A 24,135-nucleotide genomic window follows, 5' to 3' on the forward strand; every position below is an offset into this window, starting at 1 on the left:
TGGAAACACCTAGGCCCGCACCTGGATCAGGGCGTGTGTCCCGCTGGTGCGCCAGCGCTGTTGCTCGGCGGCGACGAGTGCGGCCTCGATGTCGGGAGCGAGACCGACGATCACGTCGGACTTGAGGGTGCGCAGCGCGGCCACCGGTCCGGGGAAGTACGCGGTGGGGGTCGCGAAGGGGGTGGTGGCGGGGCGGAGTCGGTCGCCGATGAGGCGGCGGTAGTTCAGGTCGCCCTTCATGACGGTCACGTCGGCCGCGGCGAACTCCTCGCGGAGGTCGTCGGGCATGTCGGCGTACGGCAGCGGGGCGCAGGAGAAGGGGTGGGCCCGCAGCGAGAGCCGGCCATCGGCCATGGCCGACCAGAGCCGGTGGCCCGACTCGGCCGCCGCCCCCTTCGCCGCGGTGAGACGGCGCAGTGCGTCGATCACGTCGGCCGTCGTGGCGTCGGAAACGTAGTACGGGTACGGCTTGACGTGCAGGACGGCCCGCTCGACGCGCTGGTGGAGGATGAGGTGGTCGATGAGGAGCAGGTCGGGGATGAGTTCCCGGCCCGCGTTGTCCGCGACCAGACAGAGGGTGCCGCCGGCGAAGAGGGATTGCAGCAACTCGCTGTCGTTCGCGACGAGTTGGCTGTCGACCGCTTCTTCGCCCTCGGCCGCGGCCAGGCGGAAGCCGAGGTCCGCCCGGTTGCCCCACAGCGAGCCGTGCAGCAGCGCCCGCTCCTGGTCCTCGACCGGCTGCCGCGCGAGTTCGTCCAGGGCCCCGAGCTCCTCGTCGGCCTCCGCGGTGTCGAGTTCGGCGAGTTTGAAGGGGCGGGAGGGGTCGATGCCCTTCCAGGGTCCCGGCGCGAAGTAGCCAACGGACTCCAGGAGTTGGCGGTAGAAGTAGCTCTCGGACCACAGGAACGGCACGTCGAACCAGGACCTGCCGAAGTGGTCACGCCCCCACACGTCCCACTGCCCACGGTCCGCCGCCCGCGCGCCGAGCGGCTCGATGACACCCTCGGTGCTGTTGCGGAGCAGTTCGTCGAGCGCGCGGGTCTGTTCGGGGCCGTACGGAAAGGCGTCCCGTACCTTCCGGATGAGCGCCGGGTGCCGCTCGGCGAGCACGCTCCAGGGGAACGAGCCCACCGTGTTGCTGAGGATCACGGGCGCGTCGGCGGGACCTGGGGAGTGGGGGGAATCGGGGGATTCGGCGTGCTCGGGCATGCCGCTCACCGTACCGGCCGTGCCGAAGGGGCCGGCCCGCACGTATCCGCGCCGGCCGGCCCCTCCCCCCGTAAAGCCCAACCGGTCCGCTAGAAGGTCAGCTTCCAGCTGTTGAGCGTGCCCGTGTCCTGTGCTGCGACGTCCTGGACGCGGAGCTTCCAGGTGCCGTTCGCCGTCTCGCTGGAGGCGTCGACCGTGTAGGTGGCGCTGACGTTGTCCGCGGAGTCCGAGGTGCTGGAGGACTTCAGACGGTAGGTCGAACCGTCCGGGGCGACCAGGTCGATGACGAGGTCACCGCGGTAGGTGTGGGTGATGTCCACGCCGACCTGGAGGGCGGAGGGCGCGTTGCCGCCGCGGCCGCTGACGGCGATCGGCGACTCGACGGCGGAGCCGGCGTCCGGGATCGCGAGGGCGGTGGTGTTGGAGAAGGTGGTGCCGCCGGTCGAGCCGCCGCTCGACGCGACCGCCTGGACGGTCTTCGTCGCGTCGGCGAGTCCGGCGCCGCAGCCGCCCGAGCACGTGCCGGGCAGGGCACGGGCGTTGGCCTTGATGGCCAACTCGATCTGCGCGGGGGTCAGCGACGGGTTCGCCGACTTCATCAGCGCCACCAGGCCGACGATGTGCGGGGTGGCCATGCTGGTGCCCTGGTAGTACGCGTACGACTCCGTGGAGGGCGTCTTCGTACCGGAGTTGAGCGTGGACAGGATGCCGTTGGCGGTGCCCGTGCTCATCTCGCCGCCGGGGGCCGCGATGTCGACGATCGAACCGTAGTTGGAGTACGAGGCCCGGGAGCCGGTGCGCCCGGTCGCGGCGACGGTGATGACGTTGCTGCAGCTCGCCGGGGAGTACTTGGAGGCGTTGTCGTTGTCGTTGCCCGCGGCGACGACGACCGTCGTGCCGCGGTTCACGGCGGCGTTGATGGCGCTCTGGGTGGCGGAGGTGCAGGCACCCGAGCCGCCGAGGCTCATGTTGATGACCTTGGCGACGTTGGTGTTGGCCGGCACGCCGGAGACGCTGCCGCCGGAGGCCCAGGTGATCGCGTCGATGATGTCGGAGTCGTAGCCGCCGCACTTGCCGAGCACACGCAGCGGGGAGATCTTCGCGTTGTACGCGATGCCCGCGACACCCTTGTTGTTGTTCGTGACGGCGGCGATGGTGCCCGCGACGTGCGTGCCGTGCCAGGACGAGCCGCTGGAGCCGGTGCCCGCGCCGCACTCGTCGGTCGCGTACCAGTCGCCCGGGTCGGCCGGGTTGCTGTCGCGCCCGTCGCCGTCGACCGAGACGGCCGTGTCGGAGATGAAGTCGTAGCCGCCGACGATGTTCGCGGCGACGTCGGAGTGCGCCACGTAACCGGTGTCGATGACGGCGACCGTCACGCCGCTGCCGGTCGAGGTGGACCAGGCGCCCGGCACACGCATGCCCGCCGTGGACTCGAACAGGTCCCACTGCTTGGCGTACTCGGTGTCGTTCGGGTCCGCCTGCGGCTTGTTGAGGCGGTCCGGTACGACGTAGGCGACCTGCGGGTCGGCCTGGTACTGCGCGATGACGTCGGCGACGTCCGCCTTCTTCAGCTCGGCGCCGAGGTCGACCAGGGCCGCGCCGGTGCCGAGGCGGCGCTGGAAGTCGAGGTCCTCGCCCGCCTTCTCGCCCTTGGCCCGGGCGTCCGCGTCGGCGGCCTTGTCGGACGTGGCCTCGGCGGCGCCGGACCTGTAGCCGACGATCAGGCGCTCGGCCGGGGCGGCGGCCTGCGCGGCGGGGGTGACCTCCGCCTTCTCGGTGGACGTCCGGGCGGCCACCGTGGTGGCCGTTCCGGCCAGCAGAGCGGCGGATATCGCGGCGACGGACAGCAGCTTCCGGCCGGCGTCGCGGGAGGGGGAGGGACGCAAGGGCTTGCCTTTCGGGGCCGGCTCCGGGCAGCGCGGTGCGCCCGCGGAGCAGCGGTCGATTCGCTTCGTCGTCGAAGCGGCGGGGGGTGCAGAACCAGAAAGCGGCGCGGTGGCCGGCCATGCGCGTGCGACCCGGTGAGGGGTTACCTGTGGGTCGGCTGTGCTCGAACGATAGGCAAAGCGCAGGTAAGAGGGATACAGGGGAAACCCTCGATCTGGCTGGTAACCGACCCTCTCCTGTGGGCAGTTGGCGGCGAACATCCCGTTTCGCGCGTATCGCGTGGCTGAACGTACGGCCCCCTGGCCCCGTACTTCACGGTGCCCCGGGCGAGGAGTACGTCAAATCAAGGCCACGCACGGTGTCCCACCCGCTTCGCCGAGACCGAGGAGACCCACCGGATGACCGCCTACCGCACCGCCACCGCGGCCGCCGTCGCCATGGCGGCCTCGCTGCTCCTCGCGACCTACCCCGCGGTGCCCGCCCAGGCGCACGGCGCGCCGACGAATCCGGTCAGCCGGGTGGCGGCCTGCTCGCCCGAGGGCGGGAACCTGACGCGTACGGCGGCCTGCGAGGCGGCGATCGCGGCGAACGGCGCGCCCTTCACGGCCTGGGACAACCTTCGGGTGGCCGGCGTCAACGGCAGGGACCGCCAGGTGATCCCCGACGGTCGGCTGTGCAGCGGGGGTCTGTCCGCGTACAAGGGGCTCGACCTCGCCCGCGCGGACTGGCCGTCGACCCGGCTGACTCCCGGCGCGCGCTTCACCCTCACGTACAGCTCGACGATCCCGCACACGGGGACCTTCAAGCTGTATCTGACCAAGCCGGGTTACGACCCGACCCGGCCGCTGAAGTGGTCCGATCTGCCGGAGAAGCCGTTCGCGACCGCGACCGACCCGGCTCTGGTGAACGGCGCGTACCACATCAGGGCCACGCTGCCGTCCGACCGGACCGGCCGCCAGATGCTCTACACGATCTGGCAGAACTCGAGCACGACGGACACGTACTACTCGTGCTCCGACGTGGTGCTCTCGGGCGGGCGCGCGGCGTCGGCCCCGGACCCGAACACCCAGAACGCCCAGAACAGCCAGAGCGGTCAGGGCGCCCAGAAGACGACGGCGCCGGCGAAGCAGGAGCCCACTCCCTCGCGGACCACCGCTTCACCGGCGTCGACGACCGGCTCGCCGAGCCTGGTGACCACGTCACCGGCCGAGGAGACCGCGCCGGATCACCTGGCGCCCGCCGCCGACAGCACGTCGGGCGGCAGCAGCGCCGCGCTCCCCCTGATCGCCGGGGGGACCGCGGCGCTCCTCCTCACGGCGGGCGTCGCCGTCACCCTCCGGCGCCGCCGCTGAGCCGTCGGTCGACTCAGTTGACGTGGACCGACGGACTCCCCGACTGGCTGGTGTCGCTGACGGGCGCGTACTTGGCGGTGAAGTAGCCGTTGCCGAAGCACAGCGACGAGCCGGACGTCTTGGTGAACTGCTGGTTGGTGAAGGCGATGCTGTTGTCCGTGTTGCTCGCCGTGCCGGAGAGGCCGGCCGCCTGGTAGACGCAGGTGATGCTGCCCAGCAGGGTGCGCAGTTTGACCGTGGTCTGGATGGTGGAGCCGGCGGCGGGAGTGACGGTGACGGTGCCGTCGGAGGCGACCGTGGTGGTGTACGGCACGTTGTCGACCGTGATGCCGGTGACGCCGAGCACCCCGACGACATTGCTGGTGCAGGTGCTGCTGTCGAAGGTGTGCCCGGTGAGCGACTCGGTCGCCGTGCCGGGCGCCGCCGGGTTGTCGGTGACGGTGGCCGTGAAGGTCGACGCCGAGCAGGAGACGCCGCTCGTGCCGGTGCTGCTGGAGTAGAGCGTGGCCGCGGTGCCGCTCGCCAGTGAGGCGCTCAGGACGTCACCGGTGGCGACGGGGGTCCCGCCGGTGGCGCCGGTGGTGAGCACCGGGGTGTCGGCCGCGGAGGCGGGGACGGTCGCGGACACCGAGAGCGCCGCGGCGACGCCGAGGAGGGCAAGGAGGGATCGAGTACGCATGGGGGGTGCCTCTTCTCCGAAGGGGGTGCGGGGGCCTGGGGCCGCTGCCGGCCCATGACGCCTTCTCCGTACGCGACGGACCGGCAGCGGCAGGCGGGCGACCGGGCACGGCCAAGGGGGGAAGGCGGCCGTGCCGGATGCCCTGAGGGGGTGGCTGGTGAGGGATGGCGCCGCGCGTCCGGATGCGTCACGTTCGCCCCGCGACAGGCGGGGGCCGGGAGGGTGACCTTGCGCCGCGCCGTGGATCCGGCGCCACGGATCCCTGCGAAACAAGGGAGAGTTGTAGACCCGGTGAAGGGTCAACGTCAAGGCAGGAAAGGGAAGTTGAAGGTCAGCGCGGTCTCGCGCTCACAGCTCCGACACAACCGACACCCTCTTCTCACAAGTCCCTTGACCCGTGAATGTAACCCCGGGTAACTTCCTCGGCGGCTACTGCGGCGTAACGAGAAAGCCCTTGCACCCGCCGGGAGTTGTGAGGAGCCGTGCGCCACAGCCGCTGTCCGCGCCAGGGCAACGAGCCGCCGAAGCCCCACCCGCATGGACTATGCCCAGGGAGCAGACATGGCCTCGACCTCGGACGCCACGGCGTCCAACGGTTCCACCCCCGAAGACCCGGAGAGCGCTTCCACAAGACGCGGGCGGGTCCGCCTGCGCCGCGCCGCCGTGATGGCGGTGCCCGCGACCGCGGTCGCCGCGGGGCTGATGATCCTCACCGCCCAGGGCGCCCTGGGCGTCCAGTTCGCCATCTCCGGAATGCCGTTCACGGTCACGGCCACGGATCTCGACGGCACGGGCTTCGAGCAGTTCGGCGGCCTCGACAACATGGCGGAGGGCAGTCCGAACGCCGGCGACACGGGCGGCCAGGTCCTGATCGTCACCTCGGCGATCAGGAGCGCGACGCTCACCAAGCTGTGCCAGAGCGTCGACCTCGGCGGTACGAACCTGCTCATCACGGCGGGCAGCGGATCGGAGAAGGTGCAGGCGAGCCATCTCACCACCGACTCCACGGAGCTGTCGGGCGACGCGTCCTTCGACAACATCGAGATCGGCAACGACGCCGGCACGCTCGACAAGGCCGGAGTCCAGGGCCCCAAGGGCGTGTTCAGCCAGCAGGCCGACACCGTGCACATCGGCAACCTGCGGCAGACCAACTACGCGACCACGGCAGCCGTGTTCAAGCTACCGGGCCTCAAACTCCGCTTCAGCGACCAGGGTTGCTGATGGCACCCTCCCGGAACCTGCGGACCGGTTTCCGGCAGTGGCGCGCGCACCGCCCCTTCTGGGGCGGGCTGCTGCTCACCCTGGCCGGGGCGGAGATCCTCGTCACCGAGAAGGCGTCCCTGAAGGTCGTGCTGCACATCGGCGTGCAGGGCCTGGCGGGCTACCTTCTCCCCACCCTGATGCTGCTCTGCGGCCTGCTGATCCTCTTCAACCCGACCCAGCGCCTCTTCTACTCCCTCGTCGGTATCCTCCTCTCCCTGGGCACCTGGCTCACCTCCAACCTCGGCGGCTTCCTCATCGGCCTGCTCCTCGGAGCCGTCGGCAGCTGCCTCACCTTCGGCTGGCTCCCGGACCAGGAACCCCGCCGCCGTCCGCTGCGCGCCCGCGGCACCGGTCCCACCTCACCCGTGTGACTTGCCGGTACGCGCACGGAAGTTGCCCGCGTACGCACCGGCCGTGAGGCGGTCTCGCTGCGCAGCCGTGCCCCCGCGTAGCGTGACCTGCCGTATTGACGTTCGAGTGCCAGGGAGGCTCCCGATGGGAAACCCAAGCCCCTTAGTGATAGACGCGTCCGGCCGCGACATTCACGGAGAAGCCGCCCGCATCCGCGCCAGGGGGCCCGCCACCCTGGTGGAGCTCCCCGGTGGCGTGGAGGCCTGGGCGGTGAGCAGCCCGGAGCTGCTCAAGCGGCTGCTGACCGATCCCCGGGTGTCCAAGGACGCCCGGCAGCACTGGCCCCGGCTCGCGAACGGGGAGATCACACCGGACTGGCCGCTGTTCACCTGGGTCGCCGTGCAGAACATGTTCACCACGTACGGCGGCGAACACAGACGGCTGCGGCTGCTGGTCTCCAAGGCGTTCACCGCGCGCCGGACGGCCGCGCTCCGGCCGCGTATCGAGGAGATCACCCGGCAGCTCCTGGACCGGATCGAGGAGGCGGGGCAGGGATCCCAGGTCGTCGATCTGCGCGAGGAACTCTGCTATCCGCTGCCGATCCAGGTGATCAGCGAGCTGTTCGGCCTGCCCGAGGAGCGGGGGCCGGAGCTGCGGCGGCTGGTGGACCGCATCTTCGACACCTCCGCCGACCCCGGCGAGATGACCTCCGCCTACGAGCGGTTGTACCTCGTTCTGGCCGAACTCGTCGCCGCCAAGCGGGAGTCCCCGGGTGACGACCTGACCAGCGGACTGATCGCGGCCCGCGACGAGGAGGGCGGTACGCCGCTCAGCGAGCAGGAACTCCTCGACACCCTGGTGCTGATGATCAGCGCCGGGCACGAGACCACGGTCAACCTCATCGACAACGCCGTCCACGCCCTGCTCACCCACCCGGACCAGCTCGCCGCGGTGCGCGCGGGCGACGCCTCGTGGGATGACGTGGTCGAGGAGACACTGCGCGTGGACGCACCGGTCGCCAGCCTGCCGCTGCGGTACGCCGTGGAGGACCTCGACCTCGCCGAACTGGGCGTCGCGGACGGGACGGTGATCGGCAAGGGCGACGCGATCCTCGCCGCGTACGCCGCCGCGGGACGCGACCCCGAGCGGTACGGGAAGGACGCCGACCGCTTCGACGTCACCCGCGCCGACAAGGAGCACCTCGCCTTCGGCCACGGGGTGCACCACTGCCTCGGCGCACCCCTGGGCCGCATGGAGACCCGTATCGCGCTCCCGGCCCTCTTCGAGCGCTTCCCCGAGCTCCGACTGGCGGTCGACGCAGGGGAGTTGCGGCCGGTGGGCTCCTTCATCTCCAACGGCCACCGGTCCCTTCCCGTACGGATCTCGTAGCACCGCGAAAGAGATCACTTCCTCGCGGGGAGTGATCACCCCCTCGCGCAAGTGATCACTCCCCGCGCCACCACGCCAGCAGCCGGGCCCAGCCGCTCCTCGGGCGCCCTGGTGCCTCGGCGGGCCGCTGCGCCACCGGCGCGGGGAGGGCGCCGGCGTACGGCCGGCGCTCACCGTCCGGTCGTACGGCCGTCGTGGTGGGCGGGAAGCGTACGGGCAGCGCGGCGAGCGCGCGGTGGAACGGTCCCGGCCGCCAGGCCAGCTCCTCGACGGGCACGGTCAGTTCCACGTCGGGGAGGCGGTCCAGGAGCTTCTCGACCGCGACCGCCGCGATCAGCCGGGCCGGATTCTGCGCCGGACAGTTGTGCGGGCCCGCGCTCCACGCCAAGTGGGCGCGGTTTCCCGCCCGCTGATCGGACGTCAGGGACGGGTCGGTGTTCGCCGCGGCGAGACTCACCACCAGTGGATCACCCGCGGGCAGCAGCGTCCCCTCGTACACGACGTCGTGCTTCGGGTAGTGCACGGCGTAGTTGGCCATCGGCGGGTCGGTCCACAGCACCTCGTCGAGGGCGTCCTCCACCGGCAGGCTGCCGCCGGACAGGTCGCCGCCGAAGCGGTCGTCGGACAGCAGCAGCCGCAGACTGTTCGCGATCAGGTTCTGCTGCGGTTCCGTGCCGGCGCCCATCAGCACGACGAGGGTGTGGATCATCTCCTCGTCGGTGAGTCCGGCGGGGTGCGCCATCAGCCAGGACGTCATGTCCTGCCCGGGGCTCGCCCGCTTCAGCGTGACCAGGTCGAGCAGGGTGGTGGTGAGCAGCGCGTTCGCCTTCTCGGCGTCCACCCCGTCGAAGATCCCGGACATGCCCTCGACGAGCCGGACACCGTAGTCGGCGGGACAGCCGAAGAGGTGGTTGAACACGAGCAGCGGCAGGACCTGCGCGTACTCGCCGAGCAGGTCCGCCGTGCCGAGCGGAGCGAACCGGTCGATGAGTGTGTCGGCGCTGCGCTCCACGTACCCGCGCAGCGTGTTCGGCTCCACCCTGGCCAGGCTGTCGGTGATCGCCCCGCGCAGCCGGCGGTGCTCCTCGCCGTCCGTGAACAGCGCGTTGGGCCGGTACATCATCATCGGCACGACCGGGCTGTCCATCGGGACGGTGCCGTCGGCCAGGTCCTTCCAGCGGCGGGGATCCTTGGAGAAGGTCTCCGGGCTGCGCAGCACGTGCAGGGCCGCTTCGTAGGAGGTGACCAGGCGCGCCTGGACTCCGGGTGCCAGTTCCACGGGTGCGGTCGGGCCGAGCCGGCGCAGCCGCTGGTAGACGGCGGCCGGGTCGGCCGCGAACTCCGGCCCGTGCAACGGCTCGTGGAACGGGCAGCCCGGTGGCGGGACAGCCTGGGACGGTACGGCCTGGAGTGGTACGGACTCGGGCGGTACAAACCCGGGCGGCGCGGACTCGGGTGGCACGGACTCGGGTGGTACGGACCGGGGTGGTACGGCGCTCACGCGTGCTCCAGTTCGCCCGGGCGGCTCTCGCCGGTGCGGGTCAGCAGGTATTCGACGAGGGCGATCAGCGCCTCGGTGGAGGAGACCCGGTCGCGGGCGTCGCAGCGCACCAGCGGGGTCGCGGGCAGCAGGTCGAGGGCCTCGCGCACCTCGTCCAGACCGTGTTCGGGCGCGTCGTCGAAGTCGTTCAGGGCGACGGCGTAGGGAAGACCCAACTCCTCCAGTACGCCCATGACTTCGAAGGACTGGTCGAGGCGTCGGGTGTCGGCCAGGACGAGCGCGCCGAGCGCGCCGCGTGTCATGTCCTGCCACAGCTCGGTGAAGCGCTGCTGCCCCGGGGTGCCGAACAGGTACAGCACCAAGGCGTCGTTGAGGGTCAGGCGGCCGAAGTCGAGGGCGACCGTGGTCGTCGTCTTGTCCTGCGTACCGGCCAAGTCGTCCACGAGCGCGCCGGCCTGGGTCATGACCTCCTCGGTGCGCAGCGGCCGTATCTCGGACAGTGCGCCGACGAAGGTGGTCTTGCCGACCGCGAAGTGGCCGACGATCAGGAGCTTGACCGCGGTCTGCACCCCTTCGCGCAGATACATGGCTTCAGAGGCGGGCGCGGAGCCCATCGAGCACCTCCTGGAGGATACGGGTGTCGGAAGGGCGGGCGGAGGGGATCGGCGCGCGGGTGACGATGTGACCGCTGTCCATCAGGTCGGCGATCAGCACCTTGGCGACACTGACCGGCAGCTCCAGATGCCCGGCCACCTCGGCGACCGACAGGGCTCCGGGCCGGCACAGCTCCATCAGCCGGCGCTTCTCCGGGCTGAGGCCGGTCAGCGGCAGATCGTCGGCGGCGATCAGCAGCGTGACCAGGTCGAGGGTGTTGCGGGACGGGTGGGAGCGGCCGTCCGTGACGACGTACGACCGCACCAGCCGCTCTCCGGGACGGCGCCGGGGCGTCATGCCGGACTGCCGGTGTCCTGCCGGGCCGGGCTGGTCAGCTCCTTGCCGAGCCGGTCGACCAGCTTGTGCATGCGGTAGGTGACCGCCTCCATGTCCACGTTCTCGGTGGTGGACACCGCGAGATAGGCACCCTCCCCCGCGGCGACGAGGAAAACGTACCCGTGCGCGAACTCGATGAGGGTCTGCCGCCACGGCGTGTGCGGACTGCCGCAGAACTCGGCCGTGCTGCGGCTGATCGACTGCACCCCGGACAGCCCCGCGGCCAGCCGCTCGGCGTCGTCCCGGTCGATGTCCGCGGAGTGGGCCCGGAGCATGCCGTCGGCGGACAGCAGGATCGCGTGCCGCGCCTCCGGCACCTTCAGGACCTCGTCGAGCATCCACCCCAGCTCGTTGGTCATGGGCGCGATCATCCCTGTGTGTTCCCTTCGTTCTCGTGGGGGGCTTCGATGGCGGCATCGGAGGCGTCGGAGGCGGTGGCCGCTGTGCGGGCGTCCTGGGCGGCCCGGCCGAAGCGGGTGCCGCGCGCGAACGCGCCCATGCGCCGGGCGTTCTCCTCGGCCGAGCGGCCGCCTGCCTCCGCGGTCGGGGCGGCGGCGGCCGGCGCTTCGGCGGTCGCCACCGACTGGGGCGCACGGCGGCGCCGTTTGGGCAGTCCTCCGGCCGTGGTGGCCTCCGCGGGTTCGGTCGTACGAGGGGAGGTACGACGGGTCGTACGGGACGGTGTCGTGCCGGGCGCCGCGGCGGTGGACGCGGCGACGGTCGTGGCGGACGGCGTAGCGGTGGACGCGGCGACGGTCGGTGCGGACGGCGTGGACGGCGGCGAAGAGGCCGGCGGCGCCTGCGACCCGGCCTCCGCGTCCACATGGGTGAGCAGGGCGGCCGGCACGAACACCACGGCGCGGACACCGCCGTACGGCGAGCGGGTGTCCACGGAGACGCTGAAGCCGTAGCGCGCCGCGAGCACGCCGATGACGGCGAAGCCGAACTGCGGCGGGTCGTCGAGTCGGGTGACGTCCACCGCGTCCCGGCCGGAGAGCAGCGCGGCGGCGTGCTCCGTCGCCTGCCCGTCCATGCCGACGCCCGCGTCGTCGATGATCACGCAGGCGCCGTTGTGCACGGACTGGACGTTGACCTCGACGGTCGTGTTGGGCTGCGAGTGGCGGGCCGCGTTGTCCAGCAGTTCGGCGACCGCGAGGACGACCGGCTCGACCGCGCGGCTCTCGACGGCGATGTCGACCTGTCCGTTGATCCGGATGCGCCGGTAGTCGCGGATGCGGGAGGTCGCGCCGCGTACGACCTCGATCAGCGCGGAGGTGGCACGCTGCCGTCCCGGCCAGGAGCCGCACAGGACGGCGATGGCCTGGGCGCGCCGCCCGAACTGCGCGTTGGTGTGGTCGATTTCCAGCAGGTCGCGCAGCACGTCGGGGTGGTCGTGCCGGTCCTGCATCTCCGAGATGGACACCTGCTGCTCATTGGCGAGGGCCTGGATGGAGCGCATGGACGCCTTCAGGGCGGCCTTCGCGGACTGGTCGGCGCGGGACTGCGCGTGCTCCACGGCTCCGGAGAACCGTTCGAGGACGCTGTCGAGGCACTTCGCGAAATCCGTGTCGGCCAGCCGGGCGTCGAGCAGGCCCACGGCCGGAGGGGACTGGGGCGGAGCGTCCTCCAGGGCCGGGAGGCGGACGGCGACCAGATGGCGCAGCTCCTCGTCCCGGAGCCGTACTCCGTCCGCCAGTTCAGCGGCCCGTCTGCGCTGCCGCGCGGTGATGCCGCGCTGGCGCAGCAGCAGGACGCTGACAGCGAGCAGCCCGACGGCCAGGCACCAGAAGGCCGCCTCCGGTATCCGTTCGGTCATGAGTCTTCAAGTCCTCAAACACATAGGCAGATTGAAGGGATCAGAGTGGGAAGAATGAGGGGTGGGGCGCGAGTTGGGGCGCCGCACGACGGTAGCCGCGCGTCGGCGCCCGCGCTTGCCCCGGCGCGCAAGGAAGTTGCTGTCATGCGCACGGACCGTGTGCACTAGGCTGACCGCGAGTAACTGGGTCCTGTTCGCGCAACTGAGGCCAGCCGTACGGAAGTTGAGGGTGCCCTTGCCCGCGGGAAGCTACCTCGTGGAATCACAGTCGACCGGTGAGGTGGATCCGCGCGAGCGGGCCGACTTCTGGAGCGAGCACATCGGGTCCTACCAGTCCCGGATGGGCTACCGGTACGCCCGCACCGACAACTTCCGCGGCGAGACGGTCCGCCAGCGCACCGACAGGTATCAGCTCGTCAGGTTCCACTCGGACGAGGTCGAGTACAGCCGCACCGCCGGTCAGGTCCGGGAGGAACCCGACGAGGACTACCGCCTGCTGCTCCCGCTCAGCGGAGAGATGGTCCTGCGGCAGGACGACCACGAGGCGCGGCTGACGCCGGGGACCGGCACGCTCGTCTCCTTCGGCGCCCCCTTCGAATGCCTCCAGAACCCCTCCACACAGGGGTTCATCCTCACCATCCCGGCCCGCGAGGTGGACGGCCCGCTGAACCGCAAGTCTCCGCTGGCCACCGGCCTGGACCTGAGCAGAGGCCTCGGCCGGGTGATCGGCTCCATGGTGAACGACCTGTACACCGAGCGCGACCACCTCACAGACCCGCAGTTCAACGCCGTCTCCGACCGCCTCGTCGAGCTGCTGTGCATGCTCGCCACCGGGGACGACCGCCCGGACGGATCCCGGCATCTCACCGACGTCGAGACCATGGTCCGCCGCTACGTCCGCGAGCACGCCGCCGATCCGGGCCTCACCGGTACGTCGATGGCCCGTGCCCTCGGCTGGTCGCTCCGCCAGATCCAGCTGGCCCTGCAACGCGCCGGCACCACCCCGCGTGACCTGATCCGCGAGGAACGCCTGCGCCTGGTCCGCGAACGCCTCCGGTGCGGGGACTGCGAACACCTGACGATCACCGACCTCGCCTACGCCTCGGGCTTCTCCTCGGCGAGCGCGCTGAGCACGGCGTTCCGGCAGCGGTTCGGGGTGAGCCCGCGGGAGATGCGGAACGGGGGACGGCGGCCGCTGTGAGCCCTCACGATCCGGGCGTCTCGAACCATCGCGACCTGCGATCATTGCTGGAGACGGTGTTCTCGGGCAGAGATGCGGTGCGGGGGCGGACATGGATCTGCGGCAGATGGAGGTCGCCGTCGCGGTGGCCGAGGAGGGCGGGTTCACCGCGGCGGCACAGCGGCTGCACGTGGTCCAGTCCGCCGTGTCGAGCACGGTGCGGGCGCTGGAGCGGGAGCTCGGCACCCCGCTGTTCGACCGCACCACGCACCGGGTGTCGCTGACCCCGGCCGGCGAGGCCTTCGTCCCCGCGGCGCGCGCGGCCCTGCGGGCCGCGGAGCAGGCACGGGCGGCCGTCGACATGACCCAGGGGCAGCTGCGGGGACGGATCACGGTAGGCACCATGCAGGGCGTCTGGGCGGATCTGCATCGTCCGCTGGCCGCGCTGCGGGCCGAGCACCCGGGGCTGGTGGTCCGGCTGCGGCAGGCCGCCGTGACCGACATCCGCCAGGCGCTGCGCGAGGGCACGGTGGACCTGGCCGTGGTCGCGCTCGACCGGCAGCAGCAGCGGGGCCTGGTCACGCGGCTGCTGTCCCGCGAGGAGATGGTGCTGGTGTCCGCACCGGCGCGGGCCCTCCCCGGCAACGGCCCGCAGGGCACGATCACCTTCGCCGACGCCGCCCGGCTGCCCCTGGTGGACTTCACGCCCGGCTGGGCGATCCGCCTCTCCGTGGACCGGGCGTTCCGCGCCGCCGCCGTGGAACGCGAGACGACCTTCGAGGTCAACGACATCGTCGCCGCGTCCGAACTCGTCCGCAACGACCTGGGCGTCTGCGTCATGCCCGCCTCGATCGCCGACCGGTTCCCGGACCTCACCACACACCGCTTCGACCGGCACGCGCCGTCCTGGAAGGTCATGGTCGTACGCCCGCGCGGGGTGCCGTCGCCGTCGGTCGCCGCGCTGCTGCGCCACATGGCGTAGGCCCGCGGAGGGCGCACTGCCCCCGTCCCGACAGGGCCGCGGCGGGTGCGTCGCCCCGTCTCGGGGCACGGCGGGCGCGTCGGCCGTCTCGGGCCTCGGAAGCACGCCGCCCCCGTCTCGGGCCACGGCCCCGTCTCGGGCCTGGAAGGGCGCCGCCCCCGTCCCGGGCCACGGCGGGCGCGTCGGCCTCATCTCGATCAGAGATAACCGCTATCTCGATCCATCGCCGGCGCCAGGGAAGCCCGCGGGCCCGCCGGGCGCTGTACGGAGCATGCGAGCGGCAAGGAGGCCGCCCGACCACCGCGCAGCGTTCCCGTCGAACCGTCCACCACCGGTTCCCCCCTCGAGAAGGTTCCCGTGCCCGCAACCCCCGCACCTCCGGCGTCCCCCGGTCTCCAGGGTTCCCAGGCCCCGAGCCCGTCCGCCACCCCCACCCCCGCGTCCGCGTCCGCGCACGGTGTTCCGAGGTGGCTGGTCGCTCTGCTCGCCGTCGCCTCCGGTATGACGGCCGCCAACCTCTACTACGCGCAACCCCTGCTGTCCTCGCTGCGCGACGTCTTCCACATCAGCACGGCGACCGCGGGTGCGCTGATCACCCTCACGCAGGTCGGATACGTCATCGGCATGCTGTTCCTGGTTCCGCTCGGCGACCGTCTCGAGAAGCGCAACCTCATCACCGTCCTGCTGACGGTCACCACGCTCGCCCTCGCCGCGGCGGGCCTCGCGACGAACTTCCCTATGCTGCTGGCCGCTTCCCTGGTCGCCGGAGCCACGTCGGTCGTCGCCCAGATCGTCGTCCCGTTCGCCGCGAGCCTCGCGCCCGACCACGCCCGCGGCCGTATCGTCGGCCGGGTGATGAGCGGGCTGCTCACCGGCATCCTGCTCTCGCGCACCCTCAGCAGCCTGGTCTCCGACGCGGCCGGCTGGCGGGTGGTCTACCTCGGTTCGGCCGCCCTGATGGCCCTGCTGGCCGTGGCCCTGCACCTGGCCCTGCCGCGCCAGACGCCGACCACGACCGTCCCGTACGGCGAAGTCCTGCGCTCCACGCTCCAACTGGTCCGCAGGCACCCCGCGTTGGTGCGCCGCGGCCTCTATCAGGCGGCGATGTTCGGCGCGTTCAGCGCGTTCTGGACCACGATCTCGTACGTCCTCACGGGCCCCCACTTCCACTACTCCCCCGTCGGCGTCGGACTCTTCGCCCTGGTCGGCGCGGCCGGCGCGGCCGTGGCGCCGCTCGCCGGGCAGTGGGCCGACCGCGGGCTGGGCCGCCCGATGACCGGTGTCGCCTTCGTCGTCGTGGCCGTGGCGTTCGCCGTCGCGGGTCTCGGCGGGCACCACATCGCCCTGCTCGCGCTGGCCGCCGTACTGCTCGACATGGGCGTCCAGACCTCCCTCATCCTCGGCCAGCACACCGTCTACCAGCTCGACCCGGCCGCCCGCGCCCGTCTCAACAGCGCCTTCATCGCCACCTTCTTCATCGGCGGCGCGCTCGGCTCCCAACTCGCCTCCGTCGCCTACCACGCGGCGGGCTGGCCGGCGGTGGCCGCCTTCGGCACGGCCCTGCCCGTCCTGGCGCTCCTGTACTGGCTGACGGAACGCCCGGCGTCCCGCACCGCCGCCACCCGCTGAGACCCGAGCCGGGACCGGGACGAGGACCCGTCCCGGTCCCGGTCCTGGCCCGTGGACCGTGGACCGTCCGAGCGACCGTCAGGCGGGCTGCGGGGTCAGCCGGTGCAGGCCCTTGCGGTCGTAGTAGCGGGTCATCGCGAAGCCGAAGAGCAGGGCGACGGCGGTTCCGACGGCGATCATGATCCAGGCGCGGTCGAGGCCGGCGTCGATGCGCGCGTCGAAGTAGAGGATCGCGCGGACCCCGTCGCTGAGCTGGCGCATGGGCTCGAAGACTGACAGGAAGCGGTAGAAGCCGGGGACGGCCTGGAGCGGGACCGTGGCGCCCGAGGACGGCAGGCCCAGCGCGATGAACAGGAACATGGACACGAGCTGCCCGATGCCGCCGAACGCCGCGTTGATGGCCTGGACGGTCAGGCCGACCGCGAGGCTCGCGCAGTAGGAGTAGATCCACAGCAGCGGCAGGTGGGAGGCGTCCATGTGGAGGATCGCGATGGTGGCCAGCATGATCAGGGAGACCGTGAGGACGGTGATTCCCGCGGTCATGAGCATCTTCAGCAGCAGTGTCTGGGTGCGGCTGATCGGCACAGTGGGACGGCGGGTGTGCCAGGGACCGACCTCGCCGTCCGCGTAGCCGAGGGCGGTGTCCACGCCGCTGCTGATGAGGTTGGCGCCGAGGAAGCCGGACAGCACGAGCAGCAGGGTGTAGTAGAACGCGGTCAGGCCCAGGCCGCTGTGGGCGCCGATGGGGTGGCCGACCTCGGTGACGATCTGGACCGGGTCGGCCAGCAGCAGGCGCGTGGTCGAGTCGGCCCGCGCGACGGCGGGGGCCTCCGTCAGTTGCTCGCCGATGGTCAGGGAGGCCTGCTGGGCGGTCGCCGTGGTGATCCTGGCGGCCAGGGAGGAACCGAGGCTGCCCGTGCCGGGGTTGGTCAGCACCGTCATCCTCGGCCGCGCCGTGGCGTTCGCGGTGGTGAGCGCCGCGAGGGAGGTGGTGAAGTCCGAGGGGATGACCAGGGCGCCGTAGATCTTTCCAGAGGACAACTGGTCCTGGGCCTGGGCCCGGGTGAGCCGCCGCCAGTCGGCCGTGCCCGAGCTGTCCCTGGCGAAGACGGCATCGGTGACCTGCGTGCCCACGTTCTGCCGCTGTCCGGTCAGCGGCCGGCCGGTGTCCGCGTCGACGATGCCGATGGGCAGGTCGTGCAGTTGCCTGTTCGGGTTCACGATGCCGCCCATGTAGAGCAGCGACAGCAGCAGCGCGAGCAGCCCGGTCAGGACGCTGGGCACCAGCCACAGCTTCGGACGCCGCAGAAGCACGACGGCACGTGCCTGGAAGGGGATGTCGCCACGGTCACCGCCTTCACGGTCACGGCCTTCACGATCGCTCCCGTCTCGGTCACGGCCTTCCCGGTCACGGCCTTCCCGGTCACGGCCTTCCCGGTCGCCGCCTTCACGCTCGCTCCCGACTCGGTCACGACTTTCCCGGTCGCCGCCGTCCCGGTCACCGCCTTCACGCTCGCTCCCGTCTCGGTCACGGCCTTCACGGTCGCCGCCGTCCCGGTCAAGGCCTTCCCGGTCGCCGATGTCACGGTGGCCGTCGGCCCCATGGCTGTCGTGAAGGTCGCCGTCGCCGCGGTCGATGCCCTCACGGTCACTGCTGTCGGCGGCCATGGTTCTCCGTAAGTTGTCAGGCGGCCCGGGACGGCGGAGGCGGCGGACCGCACCGGCGATCCCGGCGGTCCCGGCGACCCCGGCGCCACCCGCCCAGGTCAGGATGCGGCGTACGACGGTGAGGCGTTCGACGACTCGCCGAGTTCCCACCGCGGCCAAGGGCCTGGCCCGGGCATCGGACCGGCTCCCGGACGGAACACTTACAGAGCATGTGTTCGATCCTCGGAGGCTAGACTTGTCTTGTAGTGGTGTCAGACGTCCGGCGGGATCACCGGGCTCGTCGGCGTCACAGCCCCCGCACAGGGAGCGTGACCGCGCATGAAACCCCGAGGCAACGGCCGTGGCAGGCGGCTCGGCCTGACGCGCGACAAGGTGATCGCCGCTGCGGTGACGATGATCGAGCGGGAGGGAATCGACTCGTTCTCCCTGCGGCGGCTGGCCACCGAGCTCGACGTCGAGGCGATGTCGCTCTACAACCACGTGTCGAACCGGGACGCGCTGCTCGACGGCGTCGCCGAGCTACTGCTCGCCGAGGTCGACTTCTCCGGGACGGACATCGGAACGTGGCAGGACCGCGTACGCGCGCACGCGGCCGCCTTCCGTGCCGCCGCGCTCCGGCACCCCAAGGCCTTCCCCCTGGTGCTCACCCGTCCCTCGAAGTCACCGGAGGCGCTGGAGACCATCCACTCCGCGCTGACCTGCTTCGACGAACTCGGCCTTCCTCCGGAGGAGTTGGTCCACACCCTGCGCAGCATCTCCGCCTACATCGTGGGCACGATCATGCGGGAGCTGGGCCATTCGATCTCTCTGGGCACCTGGGACCCCAGCCACGCCCCGCGGCGGATCGAGGAGCTCACGGCGACGGGTGATCCCCTGCTGGCCACCGTCGCGCCGTACTTGGCCGTCGGCGACCACGACATCGAGTACGCGTACGGCATCGAGCTGCTGATCGCCGGGATCGCCGCCCGGATGGGAGTGCCGTACGACGGCGGCCCCCGCACCGCGACGCGGACCTCGCCCGCGCCGTAAAGCGGCGCTCTTCGGCCACGCGGTCAGCGCGCGCCGCACCCCCGGCCCCTGGCTTGATGCCACTGCCCGATCGCATCATCCTTGTACATATGGCGACATTGCCGGGTGATACGGGGCATGCCACCACGGCCGAAGACGCCATGGCGCTCGTCGACGAACGCGGAGTCGTCACGGGCTGGAGCGAGGGAGCTCGCCTGCTGACGGGATACACGGCCGAGGAGGTCACCGGACGGCCGGTGTCGGAGCTGGTGCACGGGGACACCGAAGCGGCCGGGCGGGAGCTGTGCACCAGCGGCGGCACGGTGGTGGCCGTACGCCGTCGGGACGGGCGGCGGACGGAGCTGGCCCTGCGGGTCTGCCCGCTGCTCGGCGGGAACGGGGAACGGCGGGGATACGTGGTCACCGCGACGCTCGACGAGGGGGGCCAGGCGCTGGGAGAGCTGGCGTTCCGGCAGTCCTCGATGGCGATGTCGATCCTCGACACCGACCAGCGGTACCTGCGGGTGAACGAGACGGCGTGCCGGGTCATGGGCCGAACGGAGGCGGAGTTCCTCGGCCGCCACTTCCCGGACATCGCGGAGAACGAGGAGCACAGCCGCGGCTTCCTGCGCCATCTGCGCAAGGTCGTCCGGACGGGACGGGCCGTGCACTACGAGAGCTGGACCCGGGCGCCCACCGGGGCGCGGACACACGCCTGGAACACCGAGATGTGGCCGCTGCGGGGCCCTTCCGGGCAGGTGCTCGGCGTCGCGCTCGCCGCGTTCGACAGCAGCGAGCAGTACTGGGCCAGACAGCGGCTCGCCCTGCTGAACAAGGCCGCCACCAGTATCGGTACGCGGCTCGACGTGATCCACACCGCCCAGGAGCTGGCGGAGCTGGTGGTGCCCCGGCTGGCGGACTTCGTCAGCGTGGACCTGCTGGACTCCGTGCTCCAGGGCGAGGAACCCACCGTCGGCCCGGTGGACACCGATCTGGAACTGCGCCGCGTCGCGCATCACTCCCGTACCTCCGGAGTGCCCGAGGCGGCGATCGCCCTCGGCGCCGCCGACGTCTATCCGCCCGCCTCACCGCCGGCCCGCGCGCTGGCCACCGGCAACCCGGTGCTCACCAGGACCGGCGAATCCGACCTCGACGGCTGGCTCGGGCGGCACGGCGACCGGTCCGCGAAACTGCGGGAGGCGCGGGACCACGACTTCTCGCTGATGGCCGTACCTCTGGTGGCTCGCGGTACGACCCTCGGCGTGGCGGTCTTCGTACGGCTGCTCACGGAGCGCAGTCCCGACCCCTTCGACCACGACGACGTGTCGCTCGCGCGGGAGCTGGCCAGCCGTGCCGCCGTCAGTGTCGACAACGCCCGCCGCTACACCAGGGAGCGCACCACCGCGCTGGCCCTGCAGCGCAGTCTGCTGCCCCGGGCGATGGCGGACCAGGCGGCGGTCGAGTTCGCCTCCCGCTATCTGCCCGCGCACTCCAAGGCGGGCGTCGGCGGCGACTGGTTCGATGTGATCCCGCTGTCCGGCACCCGGGTGGCGCTGGTCGTCGGGGACGTCGTCGGACACGGCATCCACGCCTCCGTCACGATGGGCCGGCTGCGGACGGCGGTGTGGACGCTGGCCGATGTCGATCTGCCCCCGGACGAGTTGCTGACCCATCTCGACGACCTGGTCGGGCACTTGTCGGGCGACGACAGCGGGGTGGGCGGCGAGCTCGGCGCGACCTGTCTGTACGCGGTGTACGACCCGGTGGCCCGGCGGTGCGCGATCGCCTCGGCCGGGCATCCGCCGCCCGCCGTGCTGTTCCCCGACGGAACCGTCGAGGTGCTCGGGGTGGCCGCGGGGCCGCTGCTCGGTGTCGGTGGCCTGCCCTTCGAGTCCACCGAGGTGGACATGCCGGAAGGCGCTGTGCTCGCCCTCTACACGGACGGGCTCGTGGAGGCCCGCGACCTCGACGTGGACGAGGGCACCGCCGTGCTGTGCACCGCCCTGGCGGCCCCGGCCGGGGACCTGGAGGACGCCTGCGACAACGTACTGAAGGCACTGCTCCCGGAGCGGCCCGCCGACGACGTCGCCCTGCTGCTGGCCCGCACCCGCGCCCTGGACACCGGACAGGTCGCCGTCTGGGACCTGCCCGCCGATCCCGCGGTGGTGGCCGCCGCCCGCCAGCACGCCACCGAGCGGCTCACCGAGTGGGGGCTCGACGAGGCCGCCTTCGTCACCGAACTCGTCGTCAGCGAACTGGTCACCAACGCCATCCGCTACGGCGGCGCCCCCATCCAGCTCCGGCTGATCCGCGACCGCACCCTCATCTGCGAGGTGTCCGACGCGAGCAGCACGTCTCCCCATCTGCGCCGGGCCCGCACATACGACGAGGGCGGCCGCGGCCTCCTCCTGGTCGCCCAGCTCACCGACCGCTGGGGCACCCGCCCGACCGGCACCGGCAAGACGATCTGGGCGGAGCAGACGCTTCCCACCGCCCTGTGACGACTCGCGGCCTCGGCGACCGCCGACGCGACCGGCTGCGGCGCCGGCGGCGACGAGGCGCCTGGCCGACCGGGCGCCCAGGACACTGGCGAGATGCCAGGCCACACCGGAGTCGAGACCGGCGGGAGACCGAGTCGTTTCCGCCTCGGATCGTGTTGCTCGCTCGCCCGCGACCCTTCGGCTGCCGGACACCGTGGCGTCACACCGGACGGGAACGTTTCCGCCGTCCCCTCCTGCTGCCCCGGCTTGTATCCGTCCGACCCGCGCCGCGCGGGCGTGACGCGGAAGGACGACGTGCGCCGTGTCCCTGCTGCCGCTCGACGATGTGCCCGGACCACTCCCCGCTCCGGTCCGCTCCCCCTCCGTCGCACGCCTCGCCGGCCGGGCGCTGACCCTGCTCCCGGTCCTGCTGATCGGCGCGTGGGCGGCGATCGACTGGCGCGCCATGTGCGCCGGCGCCGCCCGGCTGGCCTCCGCCGACCCCTGGTGGCTGCTGGCCGGGGTCTTCTTCACCTGCCTGGGCTGGGTGGCCGCCGCGTGCGTCCGGCAGGGCGCCGTACCCGAACGGCTCCCGCCCGGGCTGCTGTTGGCGTCGCAGTTCGCCGCCGGAGCCGCTAACCACGTCCTTCCGGCGAGCATCGGGGCCCACGCGGTCACCCTGCGCTTCCTTCAGGGGCGCGGCATACCCCTCGCACGGGCCACCGCCTCGCTCGCCCTGTACTCACTGGTCAAGCCGCTGGCGAAGACGCCCGTCCTCATCGTCTTCGTGGTGGCCTTCCCGGACACGCTCCGGCTCGGCCAACTCGCCCCCGGCAAGGGGACGTTGCTCCTGGCCGTCGGCGGGGTGACGCTCGGTCTCGCCACCGCTTCCCTGCTCGTGACGGTCGTACGTCCGCTGCGTCGCCCCCTCCTCGGCTTCGTACGCACCGCCCTGACCGACATACGGCTCCTGCACACCCGGCCCAGCCGCGTCCTCGCCCTGTGGGGCGGGTCGGCGGCCGCTCCCGTCCTTCAGGGAAGCGTGATCGCCTCCGTCGGATTCTCACTCGGGCTGCCGTTGTCCTGGGCGGAGGTGGTCTTCGCGCTCCTCCTCGCCACCACCGCCGTGGGGGCCGTGCCCGCGCCGGGCGGCATCGGCCCGGTGGACGCGGCGCTGGTGTTCACCATGGTCGCGTTCGGCGCGCCGATGGGCCTGGCCACGACGACCGTCATCGGCTACCGCGTCCTGACGGTCTGGGCGCCGCTGCTCCCGGGCGCGCTGGTGCTCTCGCTCCTCGTACGCCGCGAGGTGCTGTGAAGCCGAAGGGGCCGCCCGGTACGCCCCCGGAACGCCGACGCACGATCCGCGGCACGAAGCCCAGCCCTTCACTTTCCGTAATATGGAAACTTGATTTCGCATGCCGATAGAATAAGATCACGCACCGTCGACCGTCAGCCCTCAGTTCCGGAGCCCGCATGAACGACCGCCCCGTCGCCCTGATCACCGGTTCGTCGTCCGGGATAGGTGCCGCGACAGCCCGCCGGTTCGCCGCCGAGGGAATGCGCGTGGTCGTCAACTCCGCGTCCAGCGTCGAGTCGGGCGAGAAACTCGCGGCCGAGCTGCCCGACGCGGTCTACGTTCAGGGTGACGTGTCCGACGCCGCGGACGCCCGGCACATCGTCGACGCCGCGATCGCCGCGTACGGACGACTGGACGTACTCGTCAACAACGCGGGAACCACGCGCTTCATCCCGCTCGACGATCTCGACGCCGTCGACGCCGACACCTGGCGGGCCATCCTCGACATCAACGTCATCGGCACCTGGCAGGTGACCGCCGCCGCCGTCCCCCATCTGAAGGCGTCCGGCTCGGCGGCGGTCATCAACATCTCGTCCGTCTCCGGAAGCCGGGCCCTCGGCAGTTCCATCCCGTACGGAGCGAGCAAGGCGGCCGTCAACCATCTGACGCGCATGCTCGCGGCCACCCTCGGCCCCGAGATCCGGGTCAACGCCCTTGCCCCGGGGCTGATCGAAACGCCGTGGTACGACGAGGCGCCCAAGGTCCTGGAGGACTCGCGCGAGTGGGTCGCGGCACACACACCACTGCGCCGGGCCGGCACACCGGAGGACGTGGCCGAGGCCGCCCTCGCCCTGGTGCGCGCGACCTACACGACCGGGGACGTGCTCTCCCTGGACGGCGGCCGCCACGTCGTCTGACAGCACCCAGGGCTGCCGATGTCGCACCGATCGGCGCACCCGGCGCGACAACGGCTGCTCAGTGCCCGGCTCGAACGACGCCCCGAGGTCCCTCCGGTTCAGGCTTCGTCGGGCGTCAGCCTCAGCGAAATGCTGTTGATGCAGTACCGCTGGTCGGTGGGAGTGGCATAGCCCTCCCCTTCGAACACATGCCCGAGGTGAGACCCGCACCGGGCACACCGCACCTCCGTCCGCACCATCCCGTGCGACCGGTCGTCGATCAGCTCGACCGCGTCCGTGTCCTTCGGGTCGAAGAAGGACGGCCAGCCGCAGTGCGACTCGAACTTCTCGTTCGAGGTGAAGAGTTCCGCACCGCAGGCGCGGCAGGAGTAGACGCCCTTGGTCTTGGTGTCGGTGTACTCACCCGTGAAGGCGGGTTCGGTCCCCGCCTTCCGCAGGACCGTGTATTCGGCCGGGGTCAGCTCCGCGCGCCACTGCTCGTCCGGCTTGTCGACGTCGTACGACATGAAGCTCAACCCCTCACGAAAGCTACGG

22 protein-coding genes are annotated in these 24,135 nt (G+C 71.7%); 12 read left to right on the forward strand and 10 right to left on the reverse strand.

Features of this window, described 5'->3' with window-relative positions; all coding sequences use genetic code 11:
• Nucleotides 1-9: 9 nt before the first annotated feature.
• Together ACFVXA_RS09520 and ACFVXA_RS09525 are read right to left on the reverse strand one after the other, a co-directional pair.
• Nucleotides 10-1,209 carry a damage-control phosphatase ARMT1 family protein gene (locus tag ACFVXA_RS09520; RefSeq protein ID WP_390024509.1) on the reverse strand — a complete coding sequence of 400 codons (1,200 nt, stop codon included), beginning with the start codon at nt 1,207-1,209 and terminating at the stop codon, nt 10-12.
• An 89-nt stretch (nt 1,210-1,298) separates the two neighbouring features.
• The gene (locus ACFVXA_RS09525; protein ID WP_390024511.1) at nt 1,299-3,095 is read right to left on the reverse strand and encodes a S8 family serine peptidase; all 1,797 of its coding nucleotides are present in this window, start codon (nt 3,093-3,095) and stop codon (nt 1,299-1,301) included.
• A gap of 399 nt (nt 3,096-3,494) precedes the next feature.
• Here ACFVXA_RS09525 and ACFVXA_RS09530 point away from each other — a divergent pair, with 399 nt between their 5' ends.
• A complete protein-coding gene (locus ACFVXA_RS09530; protein WP_390024513.1) occupies nt 3,495-4,448 on the forward strand; it encodes a lytic polysaccharide monooxygenase in 954 nt (317 codons plus the stop codon).
• 13 nt (nt 4,449-4,461) lie between these two features.
• Here the strand turns inward: ACFVXA_RS09530 and ACFVXA_RS09535 are convergent, their stop codons facing one another.
• The gene (locus ACFVXA_RS09535; RefSeq protein WP_390024515.1) at nt 4,462-5,127 is read right to left on the reverse strand and encodes a Tat pathway signal sequence domain protein; all 666 of its coding nucleotides are present in this window, start codon (nt 5,125-5,127) and stop codon (nt 4,462-4,464) included.
• A 561-nt stretch (nt 5,128-5,688) separates the two neighbouring features.
• Between ACFVXA_RS09535 and ACFVXA_RS09540 the strand changes: the two genes are divergently transcribed.
• The 3 genes from ACFVXA_RS09540 to ACFVXA_RS09550 all read left to right on the forward strand — a co-directional run bounded on the left by ACFVXA_RS09540 (nt 5,689) and on the right by ACFVXA_RS09550 (nt 8,130).
• Nucleotides 5,689-6,348 (forward strand): DUF6230 family protein, encoded by a 660-nt coding sequence (locus ACFVXA_RS09540; protein ID WP_383738221.1) that lies wholly within the window; start codon nt 5,689-5,691, stop codon nt 6,346-6,348.
• Nucleotides 6,348-6,761: a DUF6114 domain-containing protein gene (locus ACFVXA_RS09545; protein ID WP_383901036.1), complete on the forward strand. Its 414-nt coding sequence runs from the start codon at nt 6,348-6,350 to the stop codon at nt 6,759-6,761. The genes ACFVXA_RS09540 and ACFVXA_RS09545 overlap by 1 nt, the downstream gene beginning before the upstream one ends.
• A 124-nt stretch (nt 6,762-6,885) precedes the next feature.
• The gene (locus ACFVXA_RS09550) at nt 6,886-8,130 is read left to right on the forward strand and encodes a cytochrome P450 (RefSeq protein ID WP_362017395.1); all 1,245 of its coding nucleotides are present in this window, start codon (nt 6,886-6,888) and stop codon (nt 8,128-8,130) included.
• A 55-nt stretch (nt 8,131-8,185) separates the two neighbouring features.
• On the opposite strand, the gene ACFVXA_RS09555 is transcribed toward ACFVXA_RS09550, so the two are convergent.
• From ACFVXA_RS09555 to ACFVXA_RS09575, 5 genes are all read right to left on the reverse strand, one after another.
• A complete protein-coding gene (locus tag ACFVXA_RS09555; protein ID WP_389744960.1) occupies nt 8,186-9,484 on the reverse strand; it encodes a cytochrome P450 in 1,299 nt (432 codons plus the stop codon).
• A 143-nt stretch (nt 9,485-9,627) separates the two neighbouring features.
• On the reverse strand, nt 9,628-10,245 hold the full coding sequence (locus ACFVXA_RS09560) for an ATP/GTP-binding protein (protein WP_362017393.1): 618 nt from the start codon (nt 10,243-10,245) through the stop codon (nt 9,628-9,630).
• Nucleotides 10,223-10,582 (reverse strand): DUF742 domain-containing protein, encoded by a 360-nt coding sequence (locus ACFVXA_RS09565; protein ID WP_362017391.1) that lies wholly within the window; start codon nt 10,580-10,582, stop codon nt 10,223-10,225. Before ACFVXA_RS09565 ends, ACFVXA_RS09560 begins: the two co-directional genes overlap by 23 nt.
• Nucleotides 10,579-10,992: a roadblock/LC7 domain-containing protein gene (locus ACFVXA_RS09570; protein WP_362017389.1), complete on the reverse strand. Its 414-nt coding sequence runs from the start codon at nt 10,990-10,992 to the stop codon at nt 10,579-10,581. Before ACFVXA_RS09570 ends, ACFVXA_RS09565 begins: the two co-directional genes overlap by 4 nt.
• Nucleotides 10,989-12,437 carry an ATP-binding protein gene (locus ACFVXA_RS09575; RefSeq protein WP_389744818.1) on the reverse strand — a complete coding sequence of 483 codons (1,449 nt, stop codon included), beginning with the start codon at nt 12,435-12,437 and terminating at the stop codon, nt 10,989-10,991. The genes ACFVXA_RS09570 and ACFVXA_RS09575 overlap by 4 nt, the downstream gene beginning before the upstream one ends.
• Nucleotides 12,438-12,693: 256 nt before the next feature.
• Between ACFVXA_RS09575 and ACFVXA_RS09580 the strand changes: the two genes are divergently transcribed.
• The 3 genes from ACFVXA_RS09580 to ACFVXA_RS09590 all read left to right on the forward strand — a co-directional run bounded on the left by ACFVXA_RS09580 (nt 12,694) and on the right by ACFVXA_RS09590 (nt 16,228).
• The gene (locus ACFVXA_RS09580) at nt 12,694-13,638 is read left to right on the forward strand and encodes a helix-turn-helix domain-containing protein (protein ID WP_362017385.1); all 945 of its coding nucleotides are present in this window, start codon (nt 12,694-12,696) and stop codon (nt 13,636-13,638) included.
• Nucleotides 13,639-13,729: 91 nt separating this feature from the next.
• Nucleotides 13,730-14,599: a LysR family transcriptional regulator gene (locus ACFVXA_RS09585; protein ID WP_383738233.1), complete on the forward strand. Its 870-nt coding sequence runs from the start codon at nt 13,730-13,732 to the stop codon at nt 14,597-14,599.
• Between the two features lie 357 nt (nt 14,600-14,956).
• Nucleotides 14,957-16,228, forward strand: a complete 1,272-nt coding sequence (locus tag ACFVXA_RS09590; protein WP_390024517.1) for an MFS transporter — start codon at nt 14,957-14,959, stop codon at nt 16,226-16,228.
• A gap of 78 nt (nt 16,229-16,306) precedes the next feature.
• On the opposite strand, the gene ACFVXA_RS09595 is transcribed toward ACFVXA_RS09590, so the two are convergent.
• On the reverse strand, nt 16,307-17,449 hold the full coding sequence (locus ACFVXA_RS09595; protein ID WP_390024519.1) for a YhgE/Pip domain-containing protein: 1,143 nt from the start codon (nt 17,447-17,449) through the stop codon (nt 16,307-16,309).
• Here ACFVXA_RS09595 and ACFVXA_RS09600 point away from each other — a divergent pair.
• The 5 genes from ACFVXA_RS09600 (at nt 17,432) to ACFVXA_RS09620 (ending at nt 23,601) form a co-directional block, all read left to right on the forward strand.
• Entirely contained in the window at nt 17,432-17,908 is a 477-nt protein-coding gene (locus tag ACFVXA_RS09600; protein WP_390024521.1) for a hypothetical protein, read from the forward strand. The genes ACFVXA_RS09595 and ACFVXA_RS09600 overlap by 18 nt on opposite strands.
• A 306-nt stretch (nt 17,909-18,214) precedes the next feature.
• The gene (locus tag ACFVXA_RS09605) at nt 18,215-18,925 is read left to right on the forward strand and encodes a TetR/AcrR family transcriptional regulator C-terminal domain-containing protein (RefSeq protein WP_362017379.1); all 711 of its coding nucleotides are present in this window, start codon (nt 18,215-18,217) and stop codon (nt 18,923-18,925) included.
• Nucleotides 18,926-19,014: 89 nt separating this feature from the next.
• Nucleotides 19,015-21,405 carry a SpoIIE family protein phosphatase gene (locus ACFVXA_RS09610; protein ID WP_390024523.1) on the forward strand — a complete coding sequence of 797 codons (2,391 nt, stop codon included), beginning with the start codon at nt 19,015-19,017 and terminating at the stop codon, nt 21,403-21,405.
• Nucleotides 21,406-21,706: 301 nt separating this feature from the next.
• On the forward strand, nt 21,707-22,702 hold the full coding sequence (locus ACFVXA_RS09615; protein ID WP_362017375.1) for a lysylphosphatidylglycerol synthase transmembrane domain-containing protein: 996 nt from the start codon (nt 21,707-21,709) through the stop codon (nt 22,700-22,702).
• A 158-nt stretch (nt 22,703-22,860) separates the two neighbouring features.
• Complete coding sequence (locus tag ACFVXA_RS09620) at nt 22,861-23,601, forward strand: SDR family NAD(P)-dependent oxidoreductase (RefSeq protein ID WP_390024525.1); 741 nt, start codon at nt 22,861-22,863, stop codon at nt 23,599-23,601.
• Nucleotides 23,602-23,699: 98 nt separating this feature from the next.
• Here the strand turns inward: ACFVXA_RS09620 and msrB are convergent, their stop codons facing one another.
• Entirely contained in the window at nt 23,700-24,107 is a 408-nt protein-coding gene (gene msrB / locus ACFVXA_RS09625) for a peptide-methionine (R)-S-oxide reductase MsrB (protein WP_362017370.1), read from the reverse strand.
• Nucleotides 24,108-24,135: the final 28 nt, after the last annotated feature.

This window comes from Streptomyces sp. NPDC058246, assembly GCF_042881985.1.
Taxonomy (GTDB): domain Bacteria; phylum Actinomycetota; class Actinomycetes; order Streptomycetales; family Streptomycetaceae; genus Streptomyces.